The sequence below is a fragment of the Catellatospora bangladeshensis genome (assembly GCF_016862575.1).
GTDB classification, from domain to species: Bacteria; Actinomycetota; Actinomycetes; order Mycobacteriales; family Micromonosporaceae; genus Catellatospora; species Catellatospora bangladeshensis.
In genome coordinates this window covers 38,077-60,247 of sequence record NZ_BONF01000049.1, presented here as the reverse complement: position 1 = coordinate 60,247, position 22,171 = coordinate 38,077, and the positions used below count along the sequence as shown (strand labels likewise).

General features: G+C 72.6%; 20 protein-coding genes. 12 read left to right on the top strand and 8 right to left on the bottom strand.

Annotation, left to right across the window (positions count from 1 at the left end; translation table 11 throughout):
- Positions 1-169 precede the first annotated feature (169 nt).
- Entirely contained in the window at positions 170-1,363 is a 1,194-nt protein-coding gene (locus Cba03nite_RS34695) for an FAD-dependent oxidoreductase (protein WP_203755842.1), read from the bottom strand.
- Positions 1,364-1,425: 62 nt separating this feature from the next.
- On the opposite strand from Cba03nite_RS34695, the gene Cba03nite_RS34690 reads away from it, so the two are divergent.
- On the top strand, positions 1,426-2,040 hold the full coding sequence (locus tag Cba03nite_RS34690; RefSeq protein ID WP_239126241.1) for a TetR/AcrR family transcriptional regulator: 615 nt from the start codon (positions 1,426-1,428) through the stop codon (positions 2,038-2,040).
- Between the two features lie 51 nt (positions 2,041-2,091).
- Here Cba03nite_RS34690 and Cba03nite_RS34685 read toward each other — a convergent pair whose 3' ends face one another.
- The 3 genes from Cba03nite_RS34685 to Cba03nite_RS34675 form a co-directional block, all read right to left on the bottom strand.
- Positions 2,092-3,039: a hypothetical protein gene (locus tag Cba03nite_RS34685; RefSeq protein ID WP_203755840.1), complete on the bottom strand. Its 948-nt coding sequence runs from the start codon at positions 3,037-3,039 to the stop codon at positions 2,092-2,094.
- Positions 3,023-4,039 (bottom strand): hypothetical protein, encoded by a 1,017-nt coding sequence (locus Cba03nite_RS34680; RefSeq protein ID WP_203755837.1) that lies wholly within the window; start codon positions 4,037-4,039, stop codon positions 3,023-3,025. Before Cba03nite_RS34680 ends, Cba03nite_RS34685 begins: the two co-directional genes overlap by 17 nt.
- Before the next feature lie 126 nt (positions 4,040-4,165).
- Positions 4,166-4,615, bottom strand: coding sequence for a MarR family winged helix-turn-helix transcriptional regulator (locus tag Cba03nite_RS34675; protein ID WP_239126240.1), 450 nt, complete (start codon positions 4,613-4,615; stop codon positions 4,166-4,168).
- A gap of 99 nt (positions 4,616-4,714) precedes the next feature.
- On the opposite strand from Cba03nite_RS34675, the gene Cba03nite_RS34670 reads away from it, so the two are divergent.
- A complete protein-coding gene (locus tag Cba03nite_RS34670) occupies positions 4,715-5,833 on the top strand; it encodes a substrate-binding domain-containing protein (RefSeq protein ID WP_203755834.1) in 1,119 nt (372 codons plus the stop codon).
- Here the strand turns inward: Cba03nite_RS34670 and Cba03nite_RS34665 are convergent.
- Positions 5,820-6,617: a methyltransferase domain-containing protein gene (locus Cba03nite_RS34665; RefSeq protein WP_203755832.1), complete on the bottom strand. Its 798-nt coding sequence runs from the start codon at positions 6,615-6,617 to the stop codon at positions 5,820-5,822. The genes Cba03nite_RS34670 and Cba03nite_RS34665 overlap by 14 nt on opposite strands.
- 265 nt (positions 6,618-6,882) lie before the next feature.
- Between Cba03nite_RS34665 and mftA the strand changes: the two genes are divergently transcribed.
- From mftA to mftF, 6 genes are read left to right on the top strand one after another with little or no spacing between them, the layout of a single operon-like run.
- Entirely contained in the window at positions 6,883-7,008 is a 126-nt protein-coding gene (mftA, locus tag Cba03nite_RS34660; protein WP_203755829.1) for a mycofactocin precursor MftA, read from the top strand.
- Between the two features lie 22 nt (positions 7,009-7,030).
- Complete coding sequence (gene mftB, locus Cba03nite_RS34655; RefSeq protein WP_203755811.1) at positions 7,031-7,321, top strand: mycofactocin biosynthesis chaperone MftB; 291 nt, start codon at positions 7,031-7,033, stop codon at positions 7,319-7,321.
- Entirely contained in the window at positions 7,318-8,502 is a 1,185-nt protein-coding gene (mftC, locus tag Cba03nite_RS34650) for a mycofactocin radical SAM maturase (protein ID WP_203755808.1), read from the top strand. Before mftB ends, mftC begins: the two co-directional genes overlap by 4 nt.
- Positions 8,502-9,686, top strand: a complete 1,185-nt coding sequence (gene mftD / locus Cba03nite_RS34645; RefSeq protein WP_203755802.1) for a pre-mycofactocin synthase MftD — start codon at positions 8,502-8,504, stop codon at positions 9,684-9,686. Before mftC ends, mftD begins: the two co-directional genes overlap by 1 nt.
- The gene (mftE, locus tag Cba03nite_RS34640) at positions 9,683-10,381 is read left to right on the top strand and encodes a mycofactocin biosynthesis peptidyl-dipeptidase MftE (RefSeq protein ID WP_203755800.1); all 699 of its coding nucleotides are present in this window, start codon (positions 9,683-9,685) and stop codon (positions 10,379-10,381) included. The genes mftD and mftE overlap by 4 nt, the downstream gene beginning before the upstream one ends.
- Positions 10,378-11,838, top strand: coding sequence for a mycofactocin biosynthesis glycosyltransferase MftF (mftF, locus tag Cba03nite_RS34635; RefSeq protein WP_203755798.1), 1,461 nt, complete (start codon positions 10,378-10,380; stop codon positions 11,836-11,838). Before mftE ends, mftF begins: the two co-directional genes overlap by 4 nt.
- Here mftF and Cba03nite_RS34630 read toward each other — a convergent pair.
- Positions 11,804-12,448, bottom strand: a complete 645-nt coding sequence (locus Cba03nite_RS34630) for a GNAT family N-acetyltransferase (RefSeq protein WP_203755785.1) — start codon at positions 12,446-12,448, stop codon at positions 11,804-11,806. The genes mftF and Cba03nite_RS34630 overlap by 35 nt on opposite strands.
- Positions 12,449-12,500: 52 nt before the next feature.
- Positions 12,501-14,324, bottom strand: a complete 1,824-nt coding sequence (locus tag Cba03nite_RS34625; protein WP_203755782.1) for a hypothetical protein — start codon at positions 14,322-14,324, stop codon at positions 12,501-12,503.
- A gap of 404 nt (positions 14,325-14,728) precedes the next feature.
- Between Cba03nite_RS34625 and Cba03nite_RS34620 the strand changes: the two genes are divergently transcribed.
- The 4 genes from Cba03nite_RS34620 to Cba03nite_RS34605 all read left to right on the top strand — a co-directional run bounded on the left by Cba03nite_RS34620 (position 14,729) and on the right by Cba03nite_RS34605 (position 21,390).
- The gene (locus Cba03nite_RS34620; protein WP_239126239.1) at positions 14,729-15,742 is read left to right on the top strand and encodes an amidinotransferase; all 1,014 of its coding nucleotides are present in this window, start codon (positions 14,729-14,731) and stop codon (positions 15,740-15,742) included.
- 47 nt (positions 15,743-15,789) lie between these two features.
- The gene (locus Cba03nite_RS34615) at positions 15,790-18,915 is read left to right on the top strand and encodes a non-ribosomal peptide synthetase (RefSeq protein ID WP_203755778.1); all 3,126 of its coding nucleotides are present in this window, start codon (positions 15,790-15,792) and stop codon (positions 18,913-18,915) included.
- Positions 18,912-20,480, top strand: coding sequence for an amino acid adenylation domain-containing protein (locus Cba03nite_RS34610; RefSeq protein ID WP_203755777.1), 1,569 nt, complete (start codon positions 18,912-18,914; stop codon positions 20,478-20,480). Before Cba03nite_RS34615 ends, Cba03nite_RS34610 begins: the two co-directional genes overlap by 4 nt.
- 91 nt (positions 20,481-20,571) lie before the next feature.
- Positions 20,572-21,390, top strand: coding sequence for a mycofactocin-coupled SDR family oxidoreductase (locus Cba03nite_RS34605; RefSeq protein WP_239126238.1), 819 nt, complete (start codon positions 20,572-20,574; stop codon positions 21,388-21,390).
- A gap of 11 nt (positions 21,391-21,401) precedes the next feature.
- On the opposite strand, the gene Cba03nite_RS34600 is transcribed toward Cba03nite_RS34605, so the two are convergent.
- Positions 21,402-22,106, bottom strand: a complete 705-nt coding sequence (locus tag Cba03nite_RS34600; protein ID WP_203755775.1) for a thioesterase II family protein — start codon at positions 22,104-22,106, stop codon at positions 21,402-21,404.
- Between the last annotated feature and the right edge of the window lie 65 nt (positions 22,107-22,171).

The following is a 22,171-nucleotide window of genomic DNA, read 5'->3' as shown; positions in this document are numbered from 1 at the left end:
CACCTCTACCGCGGCAACGGCACCGGCGGGTTCCAGAGCGGCACCGGAGCGGCGATCAGCAGCGGCTGGGGCAACTTCGACCTCATCTTCTGACGATCGAGCAGGACGACCGTGGCGCGCGCCCCTGGGTGCGCGCCACGGTCGTCGCCGTGCACAGCCTGTGCCGCCGTCAGGCTGACGGGACCGGCACCGTCGGGATCTGCGGTGGCGTCCAGCCCGCGTGAGAAGCCATGGAGCGCAGCGCGAGCCGCGACGGTGTCAGCCGCATGACCAGATTGCGCAGCCCTTCGGCGATCGGGTTGTCCAGCTGCTGGCCGAATCGGGCGGTCTGCAGCGCGGCGCGGGCGATGCCCTGCGCGCGAGGCCGCCGCTGCCGGTCGTACTCGGACAGCGCCGCCGCCACGTCCCCCGACGGGTCACACAGGGCGGCGAGCACCACCGCGTCCTCGATCGCCTGGTTGGCGCCCTGCCCGAGGTTGGGCACCATCGCGTGCGCGGCGTCGCCGAGCAGTGCGACGGCGCCGTGGTGATAGGACGGCGGTGGCGTGCCGAGGTGGTAGATGTCGGACCGGATGACCGCCTCGGGCGCGGTGGCGTCCATCAGCGCCGAGACGGGCTCGTGCCAGCCGGCGAAGCGCGCCCGCACCGCCGACAGCTCGTCGGGCTCGGGGTAGCGCGTCCCGGCCGGGGCGCTGACGGCCCCGTACCAGTACACCCTGCCGTCGCCGAGCGGCACGATGCCGAACTCGGTGCCCCGGCCCCAGGTGATCGCGTTGGTCAGCGGCCCGTGCCACGGTTCGCGGGTGACGCCGCGCCAGGCGGTCGTCCCGGAGTAAACCGGTGCGGGCAGGTCGCACCACATCCGGGCGCGGACCCGGCTGTTGATGCCGTCGGCGGCGACGACCAGGTCGGGTGTGCAGACGACGGAGCCGCCAGCGGTGCGGTAGTGCACGCGCGGCTCCGGCTCCGGCACCACCTCGACGACCTCGGCGCTGGTGACGACCACGTCGGCGGGCAGCTCGGCGAGCAGGACCCGGTGCAGCACGGCCCGGTGGATGCCGACGGCCGACGTGCCGAGCAGGCGCTGCATGGCGTCGCCGTCGATCCGGGAGACCCAGCGCCCGGCCGGGGTGCGGATGCCGCCGGAGGTGTCCCCGCGCCCGGCCTGCCGCACGGGCTCACCGACGCCGAGCGCTTCGAGGCCGCGCAGACCGTTGACCATGAGCGTCAGCCCGGCTCCCACCTCGGTGAACTCGGCGGCGCGTTCGAGCACGGTGACGTCCCAGCCGCGGCGGCGCAGCCCGATGGCCGCGCACAGCCCGCCGATGCCCGCACCGATGACCACGGCTTTTCGGTCGTTCATCACACCACCCCGCTCTTCTACACCTGTAGAAAGCCATACTACATCCGTAGAAGGAGGTTCGCTTGTCCCGGTACGCCGTCATCACCGACGCCGCCATCGAACTGGTCGCCGAGCTGGGCATGCGCGGCCTGACCCACCGCGCCGTCGACGCCCGCGCGAGCCTGCCGCCCGGCACCACCTCGGCGTACTACCGTACGCGCAAGGCGCTGATCGAGGCGCTCGTGCAGCGCATCGCCGACTTCGACAGCGCCGACCTGGAACGCAACGCGCTGCCCGCCGACGCCACCCCGGCGCTGCCCGCCGCGCTCGGCCCCGCGGAGCTCGACCAGCTCGCGGTGCAGGTCGCGGCGGTGATGGACGGGTGGCTGACGACGGGCCGCACGCGGACCCTGGCCCGCTACGCGGCGCTGCTGGAGGCGACCCACCACCCCGAGCTGCGCACGATCCTGGCGTACGGCAACGCGTCCCGCGCTCAGGCCTGCGCGCTGCTCGCCGCAGCCGGTGCCGAGGACCCGGAGCAGGCAGGCCCACAGTTCGTGGCGTGCGTGGACGGGTTGCTGTTCGACCGGCTCATCGGTGCGGGTGCGCTGACCGCCCCGCCGCCGGGCACCGCCGAGAACCGCGCCGACCTCGCGGCCGCGCTCCGGACGCTGCTCCGCGCGTTCACCTCGAAGTGACCCGCGGTCGGTGTCCTGCCACATCGCGGTCGGCCCCGGCTACCCGAGCCGTCATCCGCCGAACTCGAGCCGGATCGAGTCGCTGTCCGGCAGCACGACCAGCCGCCCCTGCCCATCGGCCCAGCCGTCAGTGAGCAGGAAGTACTTGTCGCCGGAGCGCTGGAGCAGGAACAGCCCGTCGTAGCGGTAGCCGTACCCCGGCTCGGGGCCGGGTGTGGGCGTCTCCCGAACGCGGTCGGTGGACATGGGCAGGCGGCGCATGCTGTACACGGTGACCCGCGCCAGATGGTCCGCCGGAGCTGACTTGATCTCGTCGGCCATGCCTTCGCCCGTCAACCGGGCAAAGCGCTCCGCGGTCCAGAAGAGCGTGACCGCGAGCAGCGCGGCGATGAGCGCGATCGTGCTCAAGGGCGGCGGCGGCCGGCCGTGGACCATCCGGTGCAGGACGGCGCCGTAGGTGGTGCCCACGATGCCGACCGCCACCCACAGCGGGAAGGTGATGCTGCCGAAGTCGCCGAAGACGCCGACCAGCGAGGCGAGCGCGAGCGGCATACCTATCACGACCGGGATCAGCCAGGAGAGCCGGAGCAGCCGTGCGCACCGGACCGCCGAACCGCGCGGGGCAGCGGTCACCGGCTCGAGGTCGGCATGGCCCGCCGGCGAGGACACGCCATGGGTGGCGGTCAGCCGACGGTGCAGTCGCATGCCCAGGTAGAACGCGACGAGCAGGATGAAGATCGGGATGAACAGCACGTCGATGCTGCGCAGGAGGTAGTCGGTGGTGGACATGTCGAAGACGCTGGCATCGGCGCCGAACGCCCGGGCCTGCGCCTCGCTGCGCGCCCAGCCGAAGTAGTAGAGCAGCGCGGTGAACAGCGCCGCGAGCGAGCCGATCTCGGTGACCGCCTTGATGAGCGGCGCCAGCCGGTCGGCGGCGGCGGTCGGCTTCGGATCTCCGGCCCGCTGCGGCTGCGCCATGTCGTCAGGCAGGGCAGGCACCCAGGTACGACCCGATGCGGGATCTCCCCGCACCGCCCGGCTCAGGCGAGTCGCCGGGGTCGGGCGACGGTTCCGGTGGCACGGCGGACAGTGACGGCGCGGCGGAGAGCGAGAGATCGGGCTCCGGAGACGGCGAAAGCGGCTCGTCCGGCGGACTCGAGCTCGCCGCCGGCCGGTCCAGAGTGAACAGCTCCGCGTCAGTGGCCCAGCTGGGTTCGGCCTGCACCTTGACACACACGGCCGTCGCGGTCTCCGGCACCTGCGGCATGGTGAACCGCAGCCCGCCGGGCACCGGCCGGAGCCCGTCCTGCCCCGCGTTCGGCTCCAACAGGGCGGAGTCCTTGATCTCGCCGTTGAACTCGAGGAACACGCTGTGGATGCGGTCGAGGTTGTCCCCGATGATGGTCACCTCGTCGCCGGGCAGCCCGTGGTCCGGGTCAAGGCGCGTGATGGCCGGACACGGCGGTTCGCCGGCCGGACCGGCCTCACCCACTTCGAAGGTCGCCGCCGGGTCCGCGCGATGGGCTTCGACGAGCTGATCCAGCAGGTCGTAGACCGGGACGTTCAGGCAGTGGACCCCATCCGGCCCCCCGGCCTGCTCCCAGGCGGACTCGGCCTCCGGCCACAGCTCGGCGCGGCCCTCGAAGGCCGCCAGGCAGGCCTGCGCCGCTCCGGCGAACAGGCGGCCGGTCGCCGGATCCATGCTTTCGGTGAGGGGCAGGACCTCCGCGCACTTCCGCTGCCCCAGCAGGTCATAGGCGTCGGTCAGGTCCGACTGCGGGCCGCGTGGTGTGCCCAGTCCCAGCCGCCTGAGCCAGGCGATGATCCGGGGCTTCTTCGTCGGCCCGACCCCGCGCAGAGCCTGAGCGGCGTTCGCGGACGGCTCGGCCACGCCGGAGCCGGCCGGCGTCGTCGGCGCGCCGGCGTCGGTCCCGGCGCAACCGGATGTTCCGATGAGCATCGCGAGCGCCAGCGGCACGCAGAGCCGACGGATCAGCATCGAGACACTCCCTTGATCAGGCGAAGGTTCCCGCTCGCACAGATCGTAGGCAGACCGATACGCCCCAAATGCGCTTTCTGGATAGTTGGTGCGCCGCAGTACGCCGCACCCGGTCGTACGGCCCGATCAGGCTGTCACCGGCCGACGCGACAGCGCACCGGCCAGCGCGCCCAGCAGCTCGCCGAGCTGCTCGCGTTCGGACTCCGCCATGGGCAGCTCGCCGATGCTGCCCGCGACCCGGGCCGCGATCCGGTCGTGCAGCTGCCGCCCGCGCGGGCTGAGATAGGCCCGGATGCGGCGGCGGTCCAGCGGGTCCACCCGCCGGTACACCAGCGTCTGCTCCACCAGCTGGTCGACGACCTTGGTCAGGGTGCCGGGCGGCAGGAACGCGCCGTCGGCGACCTCGGTCATCGGCCGCCCGCCCTCGGCCGCCAGCAGTGACAGCACCCGCCACGCCTCCGCCGAGCAGCCCTCGGCGCGCAGGATCGCCGACAGGCGCCGCTGCACCAGCCGTTCGGCCTGGGTGAGCAGCTGGAACAGATCGGGGCGCGGACCGGTGGGCGCTGCGGCGGACAATGATCCTCCTTGGCCTGGTGGACGTGATCGATGTTACCGATCGGCCACACCTTCGGGAACCGTCTGGAGATCATGCGCGGCCCACGGGAACATGTGGCCATGCCCGTCCCGCCGTCGCGGTTGCCAGGCCTGGTCGTCCCCGGACAGCCCGGCCGCGCTACCGGCACCCTGGGCGAGACGCTGCACGTCGCGCTGGTGTTCCCGATGCAGGGCCCGGCCGGGATCTTCGGGCCGACCTGCGAGCTGTGCGCGCAGCTCGCGGTGGAGGAGGTCAACCGGGGCGGCGGGGTGCTCGGCCGGGAGCTGAGCCTCGTGCCGGTGGACGGCGGCGCGCCCCCGGAGCGGGTCGCCGCGGAGGTCGAGAAGCTGGTCGAGCTGGGTGTGGTGCACGGGGTGACCGGCTGGCACATCTCGTCGGTGCGGCAGGCGCTCGCGCCGCGGGTCGCGCACCGGGTCCCGTACGTGTACACGGCGCTCTACGAGGGCGGCGAGCGCACCGAGGGGGTGTACCTGACCAGCGAGACACCCGCCGAGCAGCTGCTGCCCGCGATGCGGCTGCTGGCCGGGGAGCACCGGGTGCGGCGCTGGTTCATCGTCGGCAACGACTACGTGTGGCCGCGGCGCACCGCGGCGGCGGCGCTGCGGTATGCCGTGGAGTCCGGCACCCAGGTGTGCGGGCAGGCGTTCCTGCCGCTGGGCGTGCACGGGTTCGGCGACGTGCTGCGCCGCATCGAGCGCAGCGAGGCCGACGCGGTGCTGATGCTGCTGGTGGGCAACGACGCGGTGCGGTTCAACCGGGCGTTCGCGGCGAGCGGACTGGATCAGCGCTGCCTGCGGCTGAGCACGCTGATGGACGAGAACATGCTGATGGCCAGCGGCGCGCACGCCACCCGTGGCCTGTTCAGCACCGCGGGTTTCTTCGCGACCCTGGTGACGCCGGAGAACCTCGACTTCCACGGGCAGTACGCGGCACGCTTCGGGGTCGACGCGCCGCAGCCGGGCAGCCTCGGCGAGTCCTGTTACGAGGGTGTGCTGCTGCTCGCGGCGCTGATCAACCGGGCGCGGACCCTGGACGTACGCGCCATCGGGTCCGGTGCGGACGACGTCACCTACGAGGGGCCGCGGGGCGCGATCGCGATGCGCCGCAGGCACGCCCGGCAGCGCATCTACCTCGCCGAGGCGGACCGCCTCGACTTCAACGTGCTCACCCAGCTGTGACGGGCGCGCTCGCGATCAGGTGGAACAGCCGCGCGGTCAGCGGGAACGGCATCCGGTCCGACAGCGCGATCTCCAGCCGCTCCAGCTCGGCGAAGAACGACGCGTCGTACTTGCGCTCGTCGTCGGGGATGTAGTCGCACACCGAGCGGATGCCGTAGTGGCCGAGCACGCCCGCGCCGAGGCGGCGCAGCACGGCCGACACCTCCTCGGCGGTGCGCGGGTAGACGGGGGTGTTGAAGGTGGTGGTGAACCGTTCGGCGGCGTCGAGCGTCTCGTAGGCGGCGGTCAGGTCCATGTCGCGGATCGCGGCGCGCATCGTCTCGGAGTGCGCGTTGCCGGCGATGATGCTGACCAGGCCGCCCTCGCCCAGCGGCGCCATGACGGTGCTCAGCGTGGAGTCCACGTCGGACACGTACGGCAGCAGGTTGTGGCACAGCACCAGGTCGTACGCGCGCGGCTCGACGACGTCGCCGAGTTTGGCCACATCCGACTCGATCACGGTGACGCGGTGCGCGACGCCGGTGGACTCGGCCAGCGAGCGCGCCGACAGCAGCATCTGCGGCGAGTAGTCCACCAGGGTGACCTGGTGGCCCGCGGCGGCGTAGCGGACGGCCTCCACGCCGTTGCCGCCGGCCACGTCGAGGATGCGCAGCCGGCGCCCGTCGAGGTGGCGGGCGATGTTGTGTTCGGCCAGCGTGTAGCGCAACCTGCCCCAGGGCGCGTCCTGCCACTGCCGCCAGGCGGACACCTTGTCGTCGAACACGTCGCGGGTCACGTTGCTCATGCGTCCGACCGTAACGGAGGTTCAGCCGCCGGGCACTCCGTAACACGCGGTTCGTTCGTGAGGCGGCGACGAACGTCCCCATCCGACGCAGCGCATCGGAATGATCACGAGCCGGTGCCCTTTCCCGTGGCACCGTATGCGGTTAGTGTCGACGTCGGCCGTGGCAGAAGACGCCGATCTATCGTCGAGGCAGCGCCACGTGCCGCGACTCAGCGAGGTTCGCCCAGGTGGATGGCGAGGTTCGCCCGAGCATGGGGAGGATGTCATGCAGGAGCAGACGGTCGTCGCAGACCCGTCCGACGCCGCCGAGCCGGTCACCGCCGAGAGTCTCGTCGAGGCCGACGACCTGATCGAAGAGGTCTCCATCGACGGCATGTGCGGCGTGTACTGAGCCTCGGCTCGTCCGCCACGCCATGCATACCGCACCGGTCTTCGACCTGGACCGCGCCTGGGATCTGCACCCGCAGGTCTCGGTGCGGCCGGAGCCCTTCGGCGCGCTGCTGTATCACTTCGGCACCCGGCGCCTGTCCTTCCTGAAGGACCGTGGGCTGCTCGCCGTCGTCCAGGCGCTCGCGGCCGCGCCCACCGCGCGCGCCGCCTGCCAGGCCGCCGGCGCGAGCGCCGACGACGTCGCCCGGTACGCGCGGGCGCTGACGGTGCTCGCCCGCTCCTCCATGCTGATCGAAAGGCGGCCGGCCCCATGACGGCGCAGACCGAACGTCTGGTGGATCTCTTCGAACACGGCCTCGACGCCCCCATCTGCCTCACCTGGGAGCTGACGTACGCCTGCAACCTGTCCTGCACGCACTGCCTGTCCAGCTCGGGGCGGCGTGACCCGCGGGAGCTGAGCACCGCCGAGGCGAAGGCCGTCATCGACGAGCTGGAGGCCATGCAGGTCTTCTACGTCAACATCGGCGGCGGCGAGCCGACCGTGCGCCCCGACTTCTGGGAGCTGCTCGACTACGCCACCGCCCACCATGTCGGCGTGAAGTTCTCGACCAACGGGGTGCGGATCGACGCCGAGGCGGCCCGGCGGCTGGCCGCCAACGACTACGTCGACGTGCAGATCTCGCTGGACGGGGCGACCGCGGAGGTCAACGACGCGGTCCGCGGGCACGGCTCCTACGACACGGCCCTGCGCGCCATGGCCCACCTGTCCGACGCGGGCATGCGCAAATTCAAGCTGTCGGTGGTGTGCACCAGGCACAACATTTCGCAGCTGGACACGTTCCGGGAGATCGCCGACCGGTACGGCGCCCAGCTGCGGCTGACCCGGCTGCGCCCCTCCGGCCGCGGCGCCGACGTCTGGGACGAGCTGCACCCGCTGCCGCACCAGCAGCGCGAGCTGTACGACTGGCTGGTGGCCCACGGCGAGGACGTGCTGACCGGCGACTCGTTCTTCCACCTGTCGGCGTTCGGGAGCGCGCTGCCGGGGCTGAACCTGTGCGGCGCGGGACGGGTGGTGTGCCTGATCGACCCGGTCGGTGACGTGTACGCCTGCCCGTTCACCATCCACGACGAGTTCCTCGCCGGCAACGTGCGCGGCGAGGGCGGTTTCGCCGGGGTCTGGCGGGAGTCACCGCTGTTCCTCGGGCTGCGCCGGCCGCAGCAGGGCGGGGCGTGCAGCTCCTGCGCGTTCTTCGGCACCTGCAAGGGCGGCTGCATGGCCGCCAAGTTCTTCACCGGTCTGCCGCTGGACGGTCCGGACCCCGAGTGCGTCCAGGGCTACGGCGAGTCGCTGCTGGCGAACCGGGGCGAGGTCCCCAAGCCCTCCGGCGACCACTCGCACCACACCGCTCCCCGGCGCCCGGTGCCGGTCCGCATCACCCGCCCGCCGGTGAGTGCGTGCGAGGAGTCGCCGCTGGCCGGCGTACAGGTGCGCTGATGTTCGGCAACCCCTGGTTCGAGACGGTCGCCGAGGCGCAGCGCCGGGCGAAGAAGCGCCTCCCGTACGCGGTCTACGGCGCGCTGCTGGCCGGATCCGAGCGCGGCGCCACCGTCGCGGACAACGTCGGCGCGTTCGCCGAGCTGGGCTTCGCCCCCCGGGTGGCCGGCCACCACGCCGTCCGCGACCTGAGCACGACGGTGCTCGGGATGCCGACGGCGATGCCGGTCCTGATCTCGCCGACGGGCGTGCAGGCCGTGCACCCCGACGCCGAGGTGGCGGTGGCCCGCGCCGCCGCCGGCCACAATGTGATCATGGGCTTGAGCTCGTTCGCCTCCAGGACGGTGGAGGAGGTGGTCGCGGCCAATCCGAACACCGCGTTCCAGCTCTACTGGAGCGGCGACCGCGACACGATCGTGCAGCGTATGGAGCGAGCCCGGACCGCCGGGTGCAAGGCGCTCATCCTGACGCTCGACTGGTCGTTCTCGCACGGCCGCGACTGGGGCAGCCCCACGATCCCGGACCGGATCGGCCTCAGGACCATGCTGCGGATGGCCCCTGACGTGCTGCCGCACCCGCGCTGGCTGTGGCGGTTCGTGCGCGCGGGCCGCCTGCCCGACCTGACCACCCCGAACATGCGGCAGCCCGGCGGCGGCGTCCCGACCTTCTTCGGCGCGTACGGCGAATGGATGCAGACGCCCCCGCCGAGCTGGGCGGACATCGGCTGGCTCGCGAAGGAGTGGGGCGGGCCGTTCCTGCTCAAGGGCGTCGGCCGGGTCGACGACGCCCGGCGCGCGGTCGACGCGGGCGTCACCGCGCTGTCCGTCTCCAACCACGGCGGCAACAACCTCGACACCACCCCGGCGACGATCCGGCTGCTCCCGCCGATCGCCGAGGCCGTCGGCGACCAGATCGAGGTGCTGCTCGACGGCGGGATCCGGCGCGGCGGCGACGTGGCCAAGGCCCTGGCGCTCGGCGCGCACGCCGTGCTCATCGGCCGCGCCCACCTGTGGGGCCTGGCCGCGAACGGCCAGGCCGGTGTCGCGAACGTCCTCGACATCATGCGCGGCGGCCTCGACTCGGCGGTCCTGGGCCTGGGCCACGCTTCGGCCGGCGAGCTGGGTCCCGACGATCTGGTGATCCCCGACGGCTTCACGCGTACGGCGGGGGCCGCGGCGCGATGAGCACCCGGCTCGACCGGGCCGTGTGGCCCGAGGTGCCCGCGGCCGGTGCGCTCGTGCTGGTGCCGGTGGGGTCCACCGAGCAGCACGGACCGCACCTGCCCCTCACCACCGACACCGTCATCGCCCGCGCCGTCGCCGACCGGGTCGCGGCCCGCCTGCCGGGGCAGGCCCTGGTCGCGCCCGCGATCGGCTTCGGCAACAGCGGCGAGCACGCGGGCTTCCCGGGCACGATCTCCATCGGGCACGAGGCGCTGCGGCTGGTGCTCGTCGAGACGATGCGCTCGCTGGCGCTGTGGGCGGGGCGGGTGGTCTTCGTCAACGGGCACGGCGGCAACACCCGTACCCTCGACGAAGCAGTCGCGATGCTGCGGGCGGAGGGCCATCACGCGGCGTGGACTGCCTGTGTGCTCCCCGGCGACGCGCACGCGGGCCGGTCCGAGACCTCGGTGATGCTGCACCTGGCCCCTGACGAGGTCCGCCTCGCGGAGGCGGCCGCCGGTGACACCCGCCCGCTCGCCGCGCTGATGCCGAAGCTGGTGCGGAGCGGGGTCCGGTCCGTCGCCCCGAACGGCGTGCTCGGCGACCCCGCCGGGGCCGGGGAGCAGGAGGGCCGGGCCCTGCTCGACGCGCTGGTCGACGACACGGTCCGCCGGGTCACGGCGTTCACGGCCGATCATCGTGGACGTCTCGTATGACGCTGCCCGTGGGATTCGCCGTCGTCCTCGACGCCCGGACCCGCCTCGTCGACGGCGGCCGCGCCCTGCTCGGCGGGGCGCCCACCACCCGCCTGGTACGCCTGACGCCGCGGGCCCGGCGGCTGTTCGAGGGCCGTACGCTGCGGGTGCGCGACGCCGCGAGCGCCGCGCTCGCCGACCGGCTGCTCGAACTGTCGATTGCGCACCCCGCCGTCGACGAGATCCCGCCACACCCCGACCCGCGCTGCACCTACGTCATCCCGGTGCACGACCGGCCGCGCCAGCTCGACCGGCTGCTGACCAGCATCGGGCCGGGCAGCGAGGTCATCGTCGTGGACGACGCGTCCACCGGCCCGGCCGCGATCGCGGCGGTCGCCGAGCGGCACGGCGCGCGGCTGGTCGCCCTGCCGCGCAACCTCGGCCCGGCCGGGGCCCGCAACGCCGGCCTGCGGCTGGTGCGCACGCCGTTCGTCGCGTTCGTGGACTCCGACATCGTGCTCGCCGAGGACACGGTGCCGACGCTGCTCAAGCACTTCCACGATCCGCGGGCGGCGGTGGCGGTCCCCCGTATCACGGGCCTGCGGACGGCGACCTCGGAGACGTGGATCGGGCGGTACGAGAACACCCGCGGCTCGCTGGACCTGGGCGCGCGGCCCGCATCGGTGCAGCCCGGCTCGTACGTCTCCTGGGTCTCCACCGCCTGCCTAGTCGGGCGGGTCAGCGCGATCGGCGACGGGTTCGACGAGAGCATGCGCGTCGGCGAGGACGTCGACTTCGGGTGGCGGGCGGTCGCCGCGGGCTGGCGCGTGCGGTTCGAGCCGTCGGTGGCCGCGGCGCACGAACACCGCGCCCGGTTCGGCGACTGGTTCGTGCGCAAGGTGCAGTACGGCACCGGGGCGCATCCGCTGGCCGTACGGCATCCCCGATCGGTCGCCCCGGCGATCATGGCGCCGTGGAGCGCCGCGCTGGCGGTCGCCGTGCTCGCCCAGCGGCGCTGGTCGGTGCCCGCGGCGGCGGCGATCTGCGCGGTGACGGCGGCGCGGATCTCCCGCAAGCTCGACGTCGAGGGCTCGGCCGGGCTCGGCGTGCGGCTCACCGCCGGCGGCGTGGTCGGCACCCTGCTGCAGACGGGCGGCCTCATCACCCGGCACTGGTGGCCGGTCACCGCCGTCGGCTGCCTCTTCTCCCGGCGGGTGCGCCGCGCGGCCGCGGTCGCGGCGGTGGCCGACGTCCTGCTGGAGTACGCGAACAGCCGGGTCGAGCTGGACCTGCCCCGCTACTGGCTCGGCCACCGCCTCGACGACGTCGCCTACGGCACCGGGGTGTGGCTGTCGGCCATCCAGGGGCGGTCGGCGGCGTCCCTGCTACCGCAACTGCGCAAGCCGTCCACCGGCCGCCGCGGCAGCCGGCGGACTCGGGCGGTCAGCCCAGGCCCAGCGCCGGGAGGCACTCCTTGACGCCGGTCAACTCGATGTCGTCCCGCCGGACCTGCTCCCAGGCGTCCCGGGTCAGCACCCAGCGCTGGATCTGCGCGACCTCGCCGCGGCGGGTGTCCCAGGTGGTGCCGTTCCGCACGTAACCCAGCGCCTGCGACACCTTGTTGGAAGCGTGGTTGTCGGTGAACGCGTCGCTTTCGGCCTCCCGTGCGTTCAGCCCGGCGAAGGCCAGGTGCAGCACGGCCGCGCGCATCTCCCGGCCGATCCCGCTCCCCCGCCGGCCCGGCGCCAGCCACGAGAACGTGGAGACCGTCCCGAACCGCTTGAAGTCGACGCCGCGCAGGTCCTGCATGCCGATCGGCTCACCGTCCAGCAGCACGACGAAGTACAGCCGCCAGAAGCTCTCCTCCACCCGGGCACGCCCCGCCCAGATGGCCCGCAGCCACCGCCACTCGCGGTCGGGACTGTCCGCGTAAAGCGACATCGGATCGTCGAACGGCCACGGCGCGACATCGGCGACACCGGCGCGGACGATCGGCACCAGGCGCTCCAGCAGCTCATCCGTGGCCGCGGCCAGCGTCAGCCGTGGCGTGCGCACCTCGAGATTCAGCGGAGGGTACGTGTGGATCACACGTGAACCGTATGCGGACCGGACGCGGGGCGCAACCGACGCTCCATTCGGCTCAGTAAATCGTCCGGGTGACCGGCACCCTGGTCGCGGTGAATGAAACCGTCATCCCGCTCACCCACACCGCCCACACGATCTGCAGGTCGCTGCGGCCTTTCGCGGCCGTCTCCAGCACGATGTCAGGCAGCTCGGCGAGGGTGCACTCGGCCTGGAACGTGGACAGGACCTCCTCGGTCAGGCGATCGTGGAGCACGACCACCAGGTGGCCAGCGCGGTCCTGCCACTCGGGCGCGGCACGCGCGGTCAGCCGCGGCCGCATCGAAGCCCCCGGCTCGTACGTGCCGCTTACCGCGATCGACAGATCCGGACCGGACTGCGCCGCCTCGCGGATCGGGCCGCACTGCCAGCACTTGGCGGCGATCCGCTGCCAGTGCGCCAGTTCGGGATCGGTGTACCGGAAGACGCCCAGCTCCGACCCGCAGCGCGGGCACGAGCCCTCAAGGCCGTGGCTGTCCAGCCGGTGGAATGCGTGCAGGGCCAGGTACATGTCGTTTCCCGGGACGAGGGCCGCCGCCGCGGCGAAGGCCTCGTCCCAGCGCCCGATCGCCTTGTCCAATCGCGTCATGAGGCGGCCGGGATCCTGCCAGATCCGGTGGTCGACGTTCTCGTGGAGCAGCTCGACGGCGCTCCAGGCGGCGTCGTCGACCTGCTCGCGGGCGCGGTCGAGCGCTTCCAGCGCGTCCTCGAGCTCGTCGTTCAGCGACCTGTCGCTTACTTTGAGCAGCACCCGCCGGATGCGGTCGGCTCGCCTGCCGTGGCCGAGCGCCTCCCGGCACCTGTCGAGCAGCGGCGCGGCGAGGTCGCCGCAGTCGGCGGCGCCGGCCGGCGTGACCTCGGCCGCCGCCGGTGCGCCGGGCGCGAATCGCAGCGCCGGATCACCGACCAGCGCGAAGCCGTACCCGGTCGGTATCTGGTGGCCGCGGTTGAGACGCTGGACCGCGGCGCCGAGACTGAGGCCCTCGGCCAGCGAACGCGCGCACTGCCCGACGGCGTCGAAGCGGGGATCGAGGTCGCCGAGCATTGCGATAACCGCGACGGGCCGGCCGCGCAGCGCGCTCGCGCACAGGCTGTTGGTGGACGAGAACTCGTTCGTCGCGGCGTCGAACGTCATGCAGCCCATCAGGGCGACGACGGCGGCCCGCAGCGACGCCGCCGGGACGGCGGTGCGCAGGTACTGCGTCATACACCGGCAGACGCCCCGGTCCGGATCGCAGCCGTCGGCCAGCGGCCGTCCGGCGGACTGCTCCGGGCCGGTGGCGCCGCAGATGAGGTGCGAGCCCAGGCCCATGTGGCCCAGGTCGGAGTGGCCGACGATGCCGAGCATCCGCCAGGGCGAGGCCAGGACCGAGCTCAGCCGCTCGGGGCGGGCGGCGGCGAGGTCGTCGGACTTCCCGCAGAATCCGCCGATCGAGTCGATGACGCCGTCATCACCGGGCAGGATGCGCGTGTGCGCGAGCCGGAGCTTCGACGCCTGGAACCGCGCGTCAGCGACGTCGTCGACGAGCACGAGCCCGAGTGGGATCCCCGACCGCAGCGACGAGTCCACCCACCTGCGGGCCAGCTCCGCGGAGAATCCGTGGCGCAACGCGAAAAGCAGCACCGAGGAGGGTTCGGATCCGTCCGGCAGCCGGCCGTCCGCGGTGCTGACGCGCGCCACGGGGCGGCCGAGGTCGTCACCCAGCTGCCGAACGGTCTCGAACAGCGCCTCGTCTCCACATGCGATCAGATCGCCCGACAGATCCAATGTGGATGCATCCAGCCGGATCGGCAGACCCTGATACGCGTCGAGGACGTCGGAAGGCGCGGGAACGTCTGACATGAATTCCAATCCTCACCCGGCAGCACGCGGTCGAAGCCGCGCCCACTGTATAGCCAAGCGGCGGCGGCGTTCGGAACACCCGGCGTGACCTGCGAGAACGCCGCAACGGAAGCGACATCCTACGCGGCCGCACGGGCACCGCCGAGTGTGGATGTTTCATTGTTTCACTGAGAGTAGTCGATGATTCCGGTGTCCGATGAGTCTCGATCTCCGGGTGATCACGATGTAGGTTGTCCCCGTGGCCACGCGCAGCGGAGCGCGGCGGAGCCGTGCGCCTGCGCGACGGTGAGCCTGCACGTGACACTCGAGCCAATGGGGGGACCGAAACCATGCGTGATTCCGATGTCGCTACCGAGGTGCGATGCCCGGTTTCCTGTTTCAACGAATGGGATCCGCTCGAGGAAGTGATCGTCGGCATCGTCGACAACGCCCACTTCCCGCCGTGGCATGTCGCCGTCGGTGCGCCGCTGTCGGCCGCGCAGCGCGAGGTGTTCCAGCAGCGGGCCGGGCAGCCGTTCCCGGCCGACCAGGTGGCCGCCGCGCGTGACGAGCTGGACCAGTTCGTGGACATCCTCGAGCGCGAGGGCGTCACGGTGCGCCGCCCCGAACCACGCGATCACGCCGCCTCCTTCGGCGGCCCCGGCTGGCAGAGCACGGGGCTGTACGACGCGATGCCGCGCGACCTGCTGCTCGTCGTCGGCAACGACGTCATCGAGGCGCCGATGGCCTGGCGCTCCCGGCACCACTCGGCCTCGGCGTACCGGCCGCTGCTCAAGGAGTACTTCCGGCAGGGCGCCCGCTGGACCTCGCCACCCAAGCCCGAGCTGTCCGACGAGCTGTACCACGCGGACTGGATCGATCAGCCGGACGGCGAGCCGTTCCGCTCGGTCATCACCGAGTTCGAGCCGACCTTCGACGCCGCCGACTTCGTCCGGTGTGGACGCGACATCTTCGGCCAGCGCAGTCACGTCACGAACGGCATGGGCATCGAGTGGCTGCGCCGCCATCTCGGCGACGAGTACCGCGTCCACGAGGTGGTGCTGAACGACGACCACCCGATGCACATCGACGCGAGCCTGATGCCGCTGGCCCCCGGCAAGCTGCTGATCCAGGCGGAGCGCGTGCCGCAGGTGCCCGACCTGTTCAAGGACTGGGAGGTGCGGGCCGCACCCGCGCCGGTCATCCCCGACGGCCACCCGCTCTACATGACCAGCAAGTGGATCAACATGAACGTGCTGATGATCGACGAGCAGCGCATGGTCGTCGAGGCGCAGGACGAGCCGATGATGCGGCTGGCCGAGAGCTGGGGCATCACCCCGATCCCCTGCCCGTTCCGCAACTTCAACAGCTTCGGCGGCTCGTTCCACTGCGCGACGGTCGACGTCCGCCGCCGCGGTGAGCTGCGCTCCTACCTGTGAACCCGGATGTCGCGGCCCTCACGCCCAGTATGGAGAGGCAGGTCGGCATGACCGAGCACCTGGTGCACCGTCTGATCGAGGCGCAGGCCCGCCGGACTCCGGACGCGGTCGCGGTCGCCTGGGACGGCGGCAGCCACACCTACCGCGAACTCGACCAGCGCGCTTCGTCCCTGGCCGGTCTGCTCGCCGAGCACGGCGTCGGTCCCGAGCGCCTGGTCGGCGTGAGCATGGAGCCGTCGCCGCTGCTCCTGGTGTCGATGCTGGCGATCTGGAAGGCCGGTGGGGCGTACGTGCCCATCGACTCGTCGCTGCCGCGCGACGTCGCCGAGGGCATGCTCACCGACGCCGGGGTCACCCTGCTCATCGCCAACGGGCCCGTCGCGGTGGACCTCGCCGGAGTGCGCACGATCGACCTCGCCGGCCTCGACCTGTCGGGTCACCCGGCGGTCGCGCCCTCGGCCGAGACCGTCCCGGCGAACCTCGCGTACTGCGTGTTCACCTCGGGCTCGACCGGCAAGCCCAAGCTGGTCGCGGTCAACCACGCCAGCTTCGCCAACCACGGGCTGGCGCTGCGTGAGCAGCTGTCGCTGGGCCCGCAGGACAGGGTGCTGCAGTCCACGGCGATGGCCTTCGACGCCGCGCTGGAGGAGATCCTGCCGGGCTGGCTGGCCGGTGGCGCGGTGGTCATGCCGGCCAGCCGCAAGTTCACCAGCCAGGAGCTGACCGACCTCATCGAGCGGCTCGCCGTGACGATGGTGAGCCTGCCCAGCGCGTACTGGCACCTGTGGGTCGACGACCTGACGACCGGCACGGTGCACCTTCCCCCGACGCTGCGCACCGTGTTCATCGGCGGCGACAAGATCCTCGTCGACAAGCTGGAGGCGTGGTATCGCGTCCCCGGCGCGGACCGGATCAACTGGGTGTCCGACTACGGGCCGACCGAGACCTCGATCAGCGTCGCGCTGCACCACCCCGCCCGCGACGGCGTCGGCAGCTCAGACGGCTCCGGCTACGCCCTGGTGTCGCTCGGCCGCCCGTTCGCGCGGGCGGCGCTCTACATCCTCGACGAGGACCTGCGGCCGGTCCCGGAAGGCGACTCCGGCGACCTGTGGGTGGGCGGCCCGCCGGTGACGCGAGGCTACTACGGCGCTCCCGCGATGACCGCCGACCGTTTCCGGCCCGACCCGCAGGGCCCACCCGGTGCGCGCATGTACCGCACCGGCGACCGGGCGGCCCAGGCGGCCGACGGCACGATCTCCTTCCTCGGCCGCTCCGACCGCCAGGTGAAGATCCGCGGCCAGCGCGTCGAACTCGGGCAGGTGGAGAGCGCGCTGCACCAGCTCGACGGGGTGAAGGACGCCGTCGCGATCGTCGTCGACGACCCGCCCCGAGGATCGTTCCTCGTCGCCTACGTCGAGGCCGGGCCCGACGTGTCGGAGGGCGAGGTCCGGGCGGGGCTCGCCGGGCGGCTGCCGGACGCGATGCTGCCCAAGACGATCGTGCTGCTGGAGAAGATCCCGCGCTCGCCCCTCAACGGCAAGGTGTCCCGCGCCGCGCTGCCGCCGGTCGCGCGGACCCGGCCCGCGAGCGCCGAGGCTCCGGCGATGACGGTCCTCGAACGCGCCGTCGCGATGGTCGTCGCCGACGTCCTCGACGCGCCGGTGACCGACCGGCACGAGGACTTCTTCACCATCGGCGGCGACTCGCTGCGCGGTATGCAGGTGCTGAGCCGGGTCACCGAGGTGACCGGGGTGGCCCTGACGTTCGAGCAGCTGCGCGCGGCTCCGCACGTGGCCGGCCTCGCCGCGCTGGTGACCGAGCAGCGCGGCGGCGGCGCCACCGGCCGGGCGATCGTGCCGACGTCGTCGCGCGGCGAGTGGCAGCCCGCCTCACGTGGGCAGCAGGCGCTGTGGTTCCTCGACCAGGTGCTGCGCGGCGAGCCGGTGTACTCGATCCCCGTCTGCTACCGGATACGCGGGCCGTTCGACGTCGCGCGCCTGGACGCGGCGCTGACCGCGATCGTCGCCCGGCACGAGGCCCTGCGTACGGTGCTGGTGCGGCAGGGCGGGACGGTCTCGCAGCACGTCCGGCCCGCCGGGCCCGTCCGGACCGAGGTCGTCCGCGCGGACGGCTTCGCCGACGCCGCCGGCCGCGCGCAGGAGGCGGCTCGGGCGCCGTTCGTGCTGAGCGAGGGGCCTCTGCTGCGCTCGGCCGCCTTCCAGGTCGGCGGCGAGGAGTGGCTGTGGCTGCTCAACGTGCACCACGCGGTGTTCGACGCCTGGTCGCTGGCCGTTTTCTGGCGCGAGCTGACGGTGCTCTACCAGGGCGGTTCGCTGCCCGACGTCACCGTGCAGTTCGCCGACTACGTGCTGTGGCAGCAACGCTGGCTGCAGGAGGCGGAGGCCGCCAGGCAGCGGTCCTACTGGCAGGCCAGGCTCGCCGACGCCCCCGCGCCGCTGCGGCTGGGCACCGCCCGCGCCGAGGGCGCCCGCGTCGGCACGGACGGCTTCGCAGCGCAGCTGCCGCCCGGCTTCCTGGACACCGCGGCCGTCGATCGCGTGGCCCAGGGTTGCCGGTCGACCCCGTTCGCCGTCCTGCTCGCCGCGCTGTTCCTCACCCTGCGGCGGACGACCGGGGCGGACGACCTGGTCGTCGGCGTGCCGGTCGCCTGCCGCAACCGTCCGGGCAGCGAGAACATCGTCGGCTACCTGGTGAACACGGTCGCGGTGCGCACCCGGCTGGCGAGCGGCATGACCTTCCGCGAGGTGGTCGCCGGCACCGACGTGGCCACGGCCGAGGCGCTGACGAACCAGGAGCTGCCGTTCGCCGACGCGGTCGAGGGAGCCGCCCGCAGCGCCCGGCCCGGCGAGAACCCGGTCTTCCAGGCGATGTTCGCCTTCCAGTCCACGCCGCTGGACGGCCTGGACGGCATCGCGGGGCTCGACATCGCCGAGCACTTCGTCCACCCCGGCACGGCGCAGGCGGCGCTGCGGTGGACGGCCCGCCAGGAGCCGGGCGGCCTGGTCGGCGAGATCGAGTACGCCGCCGACCGCTTCGACCGGGCGTCGGCCGCGCACTGGCAGGCCGAGCTGGCGGCGACGCTGGACGCGGCGCTGAACGACCCTGACCTGCCGATCGACAAGATCTGCGGCCGAGGCGAGGGGATGCTGTGACCGGCCCGACGTCATTGATCTCGCGGTTCGAGCGACAGGCCGGATCGACGCCGCACGCGGTCGCGCTCGACGACGACGGCCGGCTGACCACGTACGCGCAGCTCGACCAGTGGTCCGACGCCGTCTGCGCCGACCTGCTGGCCGCGGGCGCCGTGCCGGGCGGTCTCATCGGCATCCTGCTGCCGCGCGATTCCCGCTGGATCGCCGCCATCCTCGGGGTGCTGAAGGCGGGCTGCGGCTACGTGCCCCTGGATCCGCTGTATCCGCAGGCCCGCCTGTCCATGGTGATGGAGGACGCGGGGCTGACGCTGATCCTCGGCGACGCGCCCGGGATCGATCCGGGACCGGACCGGCGGCGCGTGGACATGCCGAGCGCGGACGCCCGCAGCCGCCCGGCGTCCCGCCCGCCGCTGGGCGTCGACTCGCCCGCGTACGTCATCTACACGTCGGGTTCGAGCGGACGGCCGAAGGGCGTCCCGATGCAGCATCGCCAGGTGCTCGGGCTCATGGACGCCGTGAGCGAGTGCATGCGCTTCGCGCCCACCGACGTCTGGTCGCTGTTCCACTCGTTCGCCTTCGACTTCTCGGTGTTCGAGATGTGGGGTCCGCTGCTCACGGGTGCCCGCATCGTCACCGTCCCGCAGGCGGCGCGGCTGGACCCGGCGCGGTTCGTCGAGTTCCTCCGGGACTCCGGGGTCACCGTGCTGAGCATGGTGCCGACGGTGTTCCGGCACCTCGTCGCGTCGGGCGCCGGGCCGCAGGACGAGCTGGTGGTGCAGCAGGTCATCTTCGCCGGGGAGGCGGTCGACCCGGGCTGCGTCGCGGGCTGGCTGTCGGCGCTGCCGCCGGGGAGGCGACCGGCCGCCCTGAACATGTACGGGATCACCGAGGGGACGGTGCACTCGACGCTGCGGGAGATGACCTCGGTCGACTTCACCAGAACCGAGCCCGGCACGCTGATCGGCACGCCGCTGGCGCACTCCCGGATGCGGCTCGTGGACCAGGACCTGCGGCCGGTCGAGAAGGGCGAGCCCGGCGAGATCCTGCTGGACGGGGTGGGCGTGACCGACGGCTACCTCGGCCGTCCGGAACTCAACCGGGAGCGCTTCGTCGACCTGCCGTCGCCCGACGGTTCGACGACCCGCTGCTTCCGCACCGGCGACCTCGCCAGCTGGGACGAAGACGCGGGAAGCTACGTCTACCACGGGCGCATCGACGATCAGGTGAAGGTGAACGGCCACCGCATCGAACTCGGCGAGGTCGAGGCGTCGCTGCGGGCCTGTCCCGGCGTGTTCGACGCCGCCGTCGCGCTGCACAGCCCTCCGGGCGCCGCGCCCAGCCTCCTCGCCAACGTCGTCGCCGAGCCACCCACGGCAGGCGCCGCGGGCCCGGCTGACCCCGCCGCGTCGAGCCGCGCGGTCCGCGACATCAGAAAAGCTCTGGCGACCAGGCTTCCCCGCTACATGATCCCGCAGCACATCCAGCTGGTGTCGAGCCTGCCGCGCACGGAGTCCGGCAAGACGAGCCGCAGCGGGCTCGTGCCGCCCACGCCCGGCCCGAGCTGACCGTCTCCACACCGGACACGGTTGCCGCCATCGAACCATGTCGGTACGTTCGAACAAACGCCCAGATCAAATCCCAACGTCGGGGGAGCCTGTGTCACGTCTGCAAGGCAAGGTCGCTTTCATCACCGGGATCGGCCGCGGGCAGGGCCGCAGTCATGCCATTCGGCTGGCCGAGGAGGGCGCGGACATCATCGGGGTCGACATCTGCCGTGACTTCGACTCCGCGCCCTACCCGATGGCGTCGAAGGAGGACCTCGCCGAAACGGTGCGGCAGGTCGAGGCGCTCGGCAGGCGGGTGGTCGCCCGGGTCGCCGACGTGCGTGACGCGGTGGGCCTGCGCAGCGCCGTGGAGGAGGGCGTCGACCAGCTCGGCCGCCTGGACTTCGCCGTCGCCAACGCCGGCATCAGCACCGCCCAGTTCCGGATGACGACGCTGGAGGAGGACATCCAGGCCTGGAACGACGTCATCGACGTGAACCTGACCGGCGTGTGGAACACCGCGCAGGCGGCCATCCCCTACATCCTGGCCGGCGGGCGCGGCGGCTCGATCATCCTCATCGGCTCGACCGCGGGTCTGCGCGGCGCGGGCGCGGGGCCGTACACCGCGGCCAAGCACGGCGTCGTCGGCATCATGCGCGGCCTGGCCAACGAACTGGCCGAGGACAACATCCGGGTCAACGTCGTGCACCCCACCGCGGTGAACACCATGATGGCGGTCAACCCCGGCATGCAGGCGTTCCTGGCCTCGCAGGTCGCCAACGGCATCCACTCGCGCAACGCGATGCCGGTCGAGCTGCTGGAGCCGGCCGACATCAGCGCCACCGTCGCGTTCCTGTGTTCCGACGAGTCCCGTTACATCACCGGCACGAACGTCCCGGTCGACGCGGGGTTCGTGAACCGCGTCGACTGACGGCGACCCGGTCAGCCGGCCGTGGGTCCACCCGGCCGGCTGCCGGCGCCCGCCACGATCTCCAGGACCGCGGCCGGGTTCTCGAACGGGAAGAAGTGGCCGCCGGGCACCACGTGCTCGGCCGTCCCGGCGTCCGTCCACAGCGCCCAGGTGTCGCCGTGGAACTCGGCCGCAGGGTCGTCGACACCGGCGATGGTGATGATCGGGATGTCGAGGCGGTCGGCGGCCGTCGGCGGCTCGGCCCGGCGGCAGGAGTCGGCCAGCGCCATGTCGGCTCGCAGGCACGGCAGGAACAGCTCGATCGCCTCGGCGCTCAGCACGTCGGCCGGGGTGCCGCCGAAGTCGCGCAGCGCGTCGAGCAGGGTCTCGTCGTCGGCCTCGGCGAGACCGGAGTCGAAGACCAGGTGCGGCGCCGCCGAACCGGCGGCGATGAACAGGCTCAGCGGCCGGGAACGCCGCCGCAGCCGCAGGGCGACCTCTCGGCCCAGCAGCGCCCCCGCGCTGTGCCCGAAGATGACGTACGGGCGTTCTGCGTACTCGTCGATCGCGGCGGCGATCTCGTCGGCCAGTGGCTCGACCGACGACACCGCGGGCTCGGTGTAGCGGCTCTCCCGCCCCGGGGTGTGGATCGCGACCAGCTCCAGCCCGGAGGGCCGGAAGGGAAGCCACCGCCGGAACAACGACGGGCCGGAACCCGACGGCGGGAAGGCGAACACGAGCAAACCGGTTGTCGGCCCCGAGATCACCCGAAGCAGTCGATCGGTTGACAACTCGCCTACAC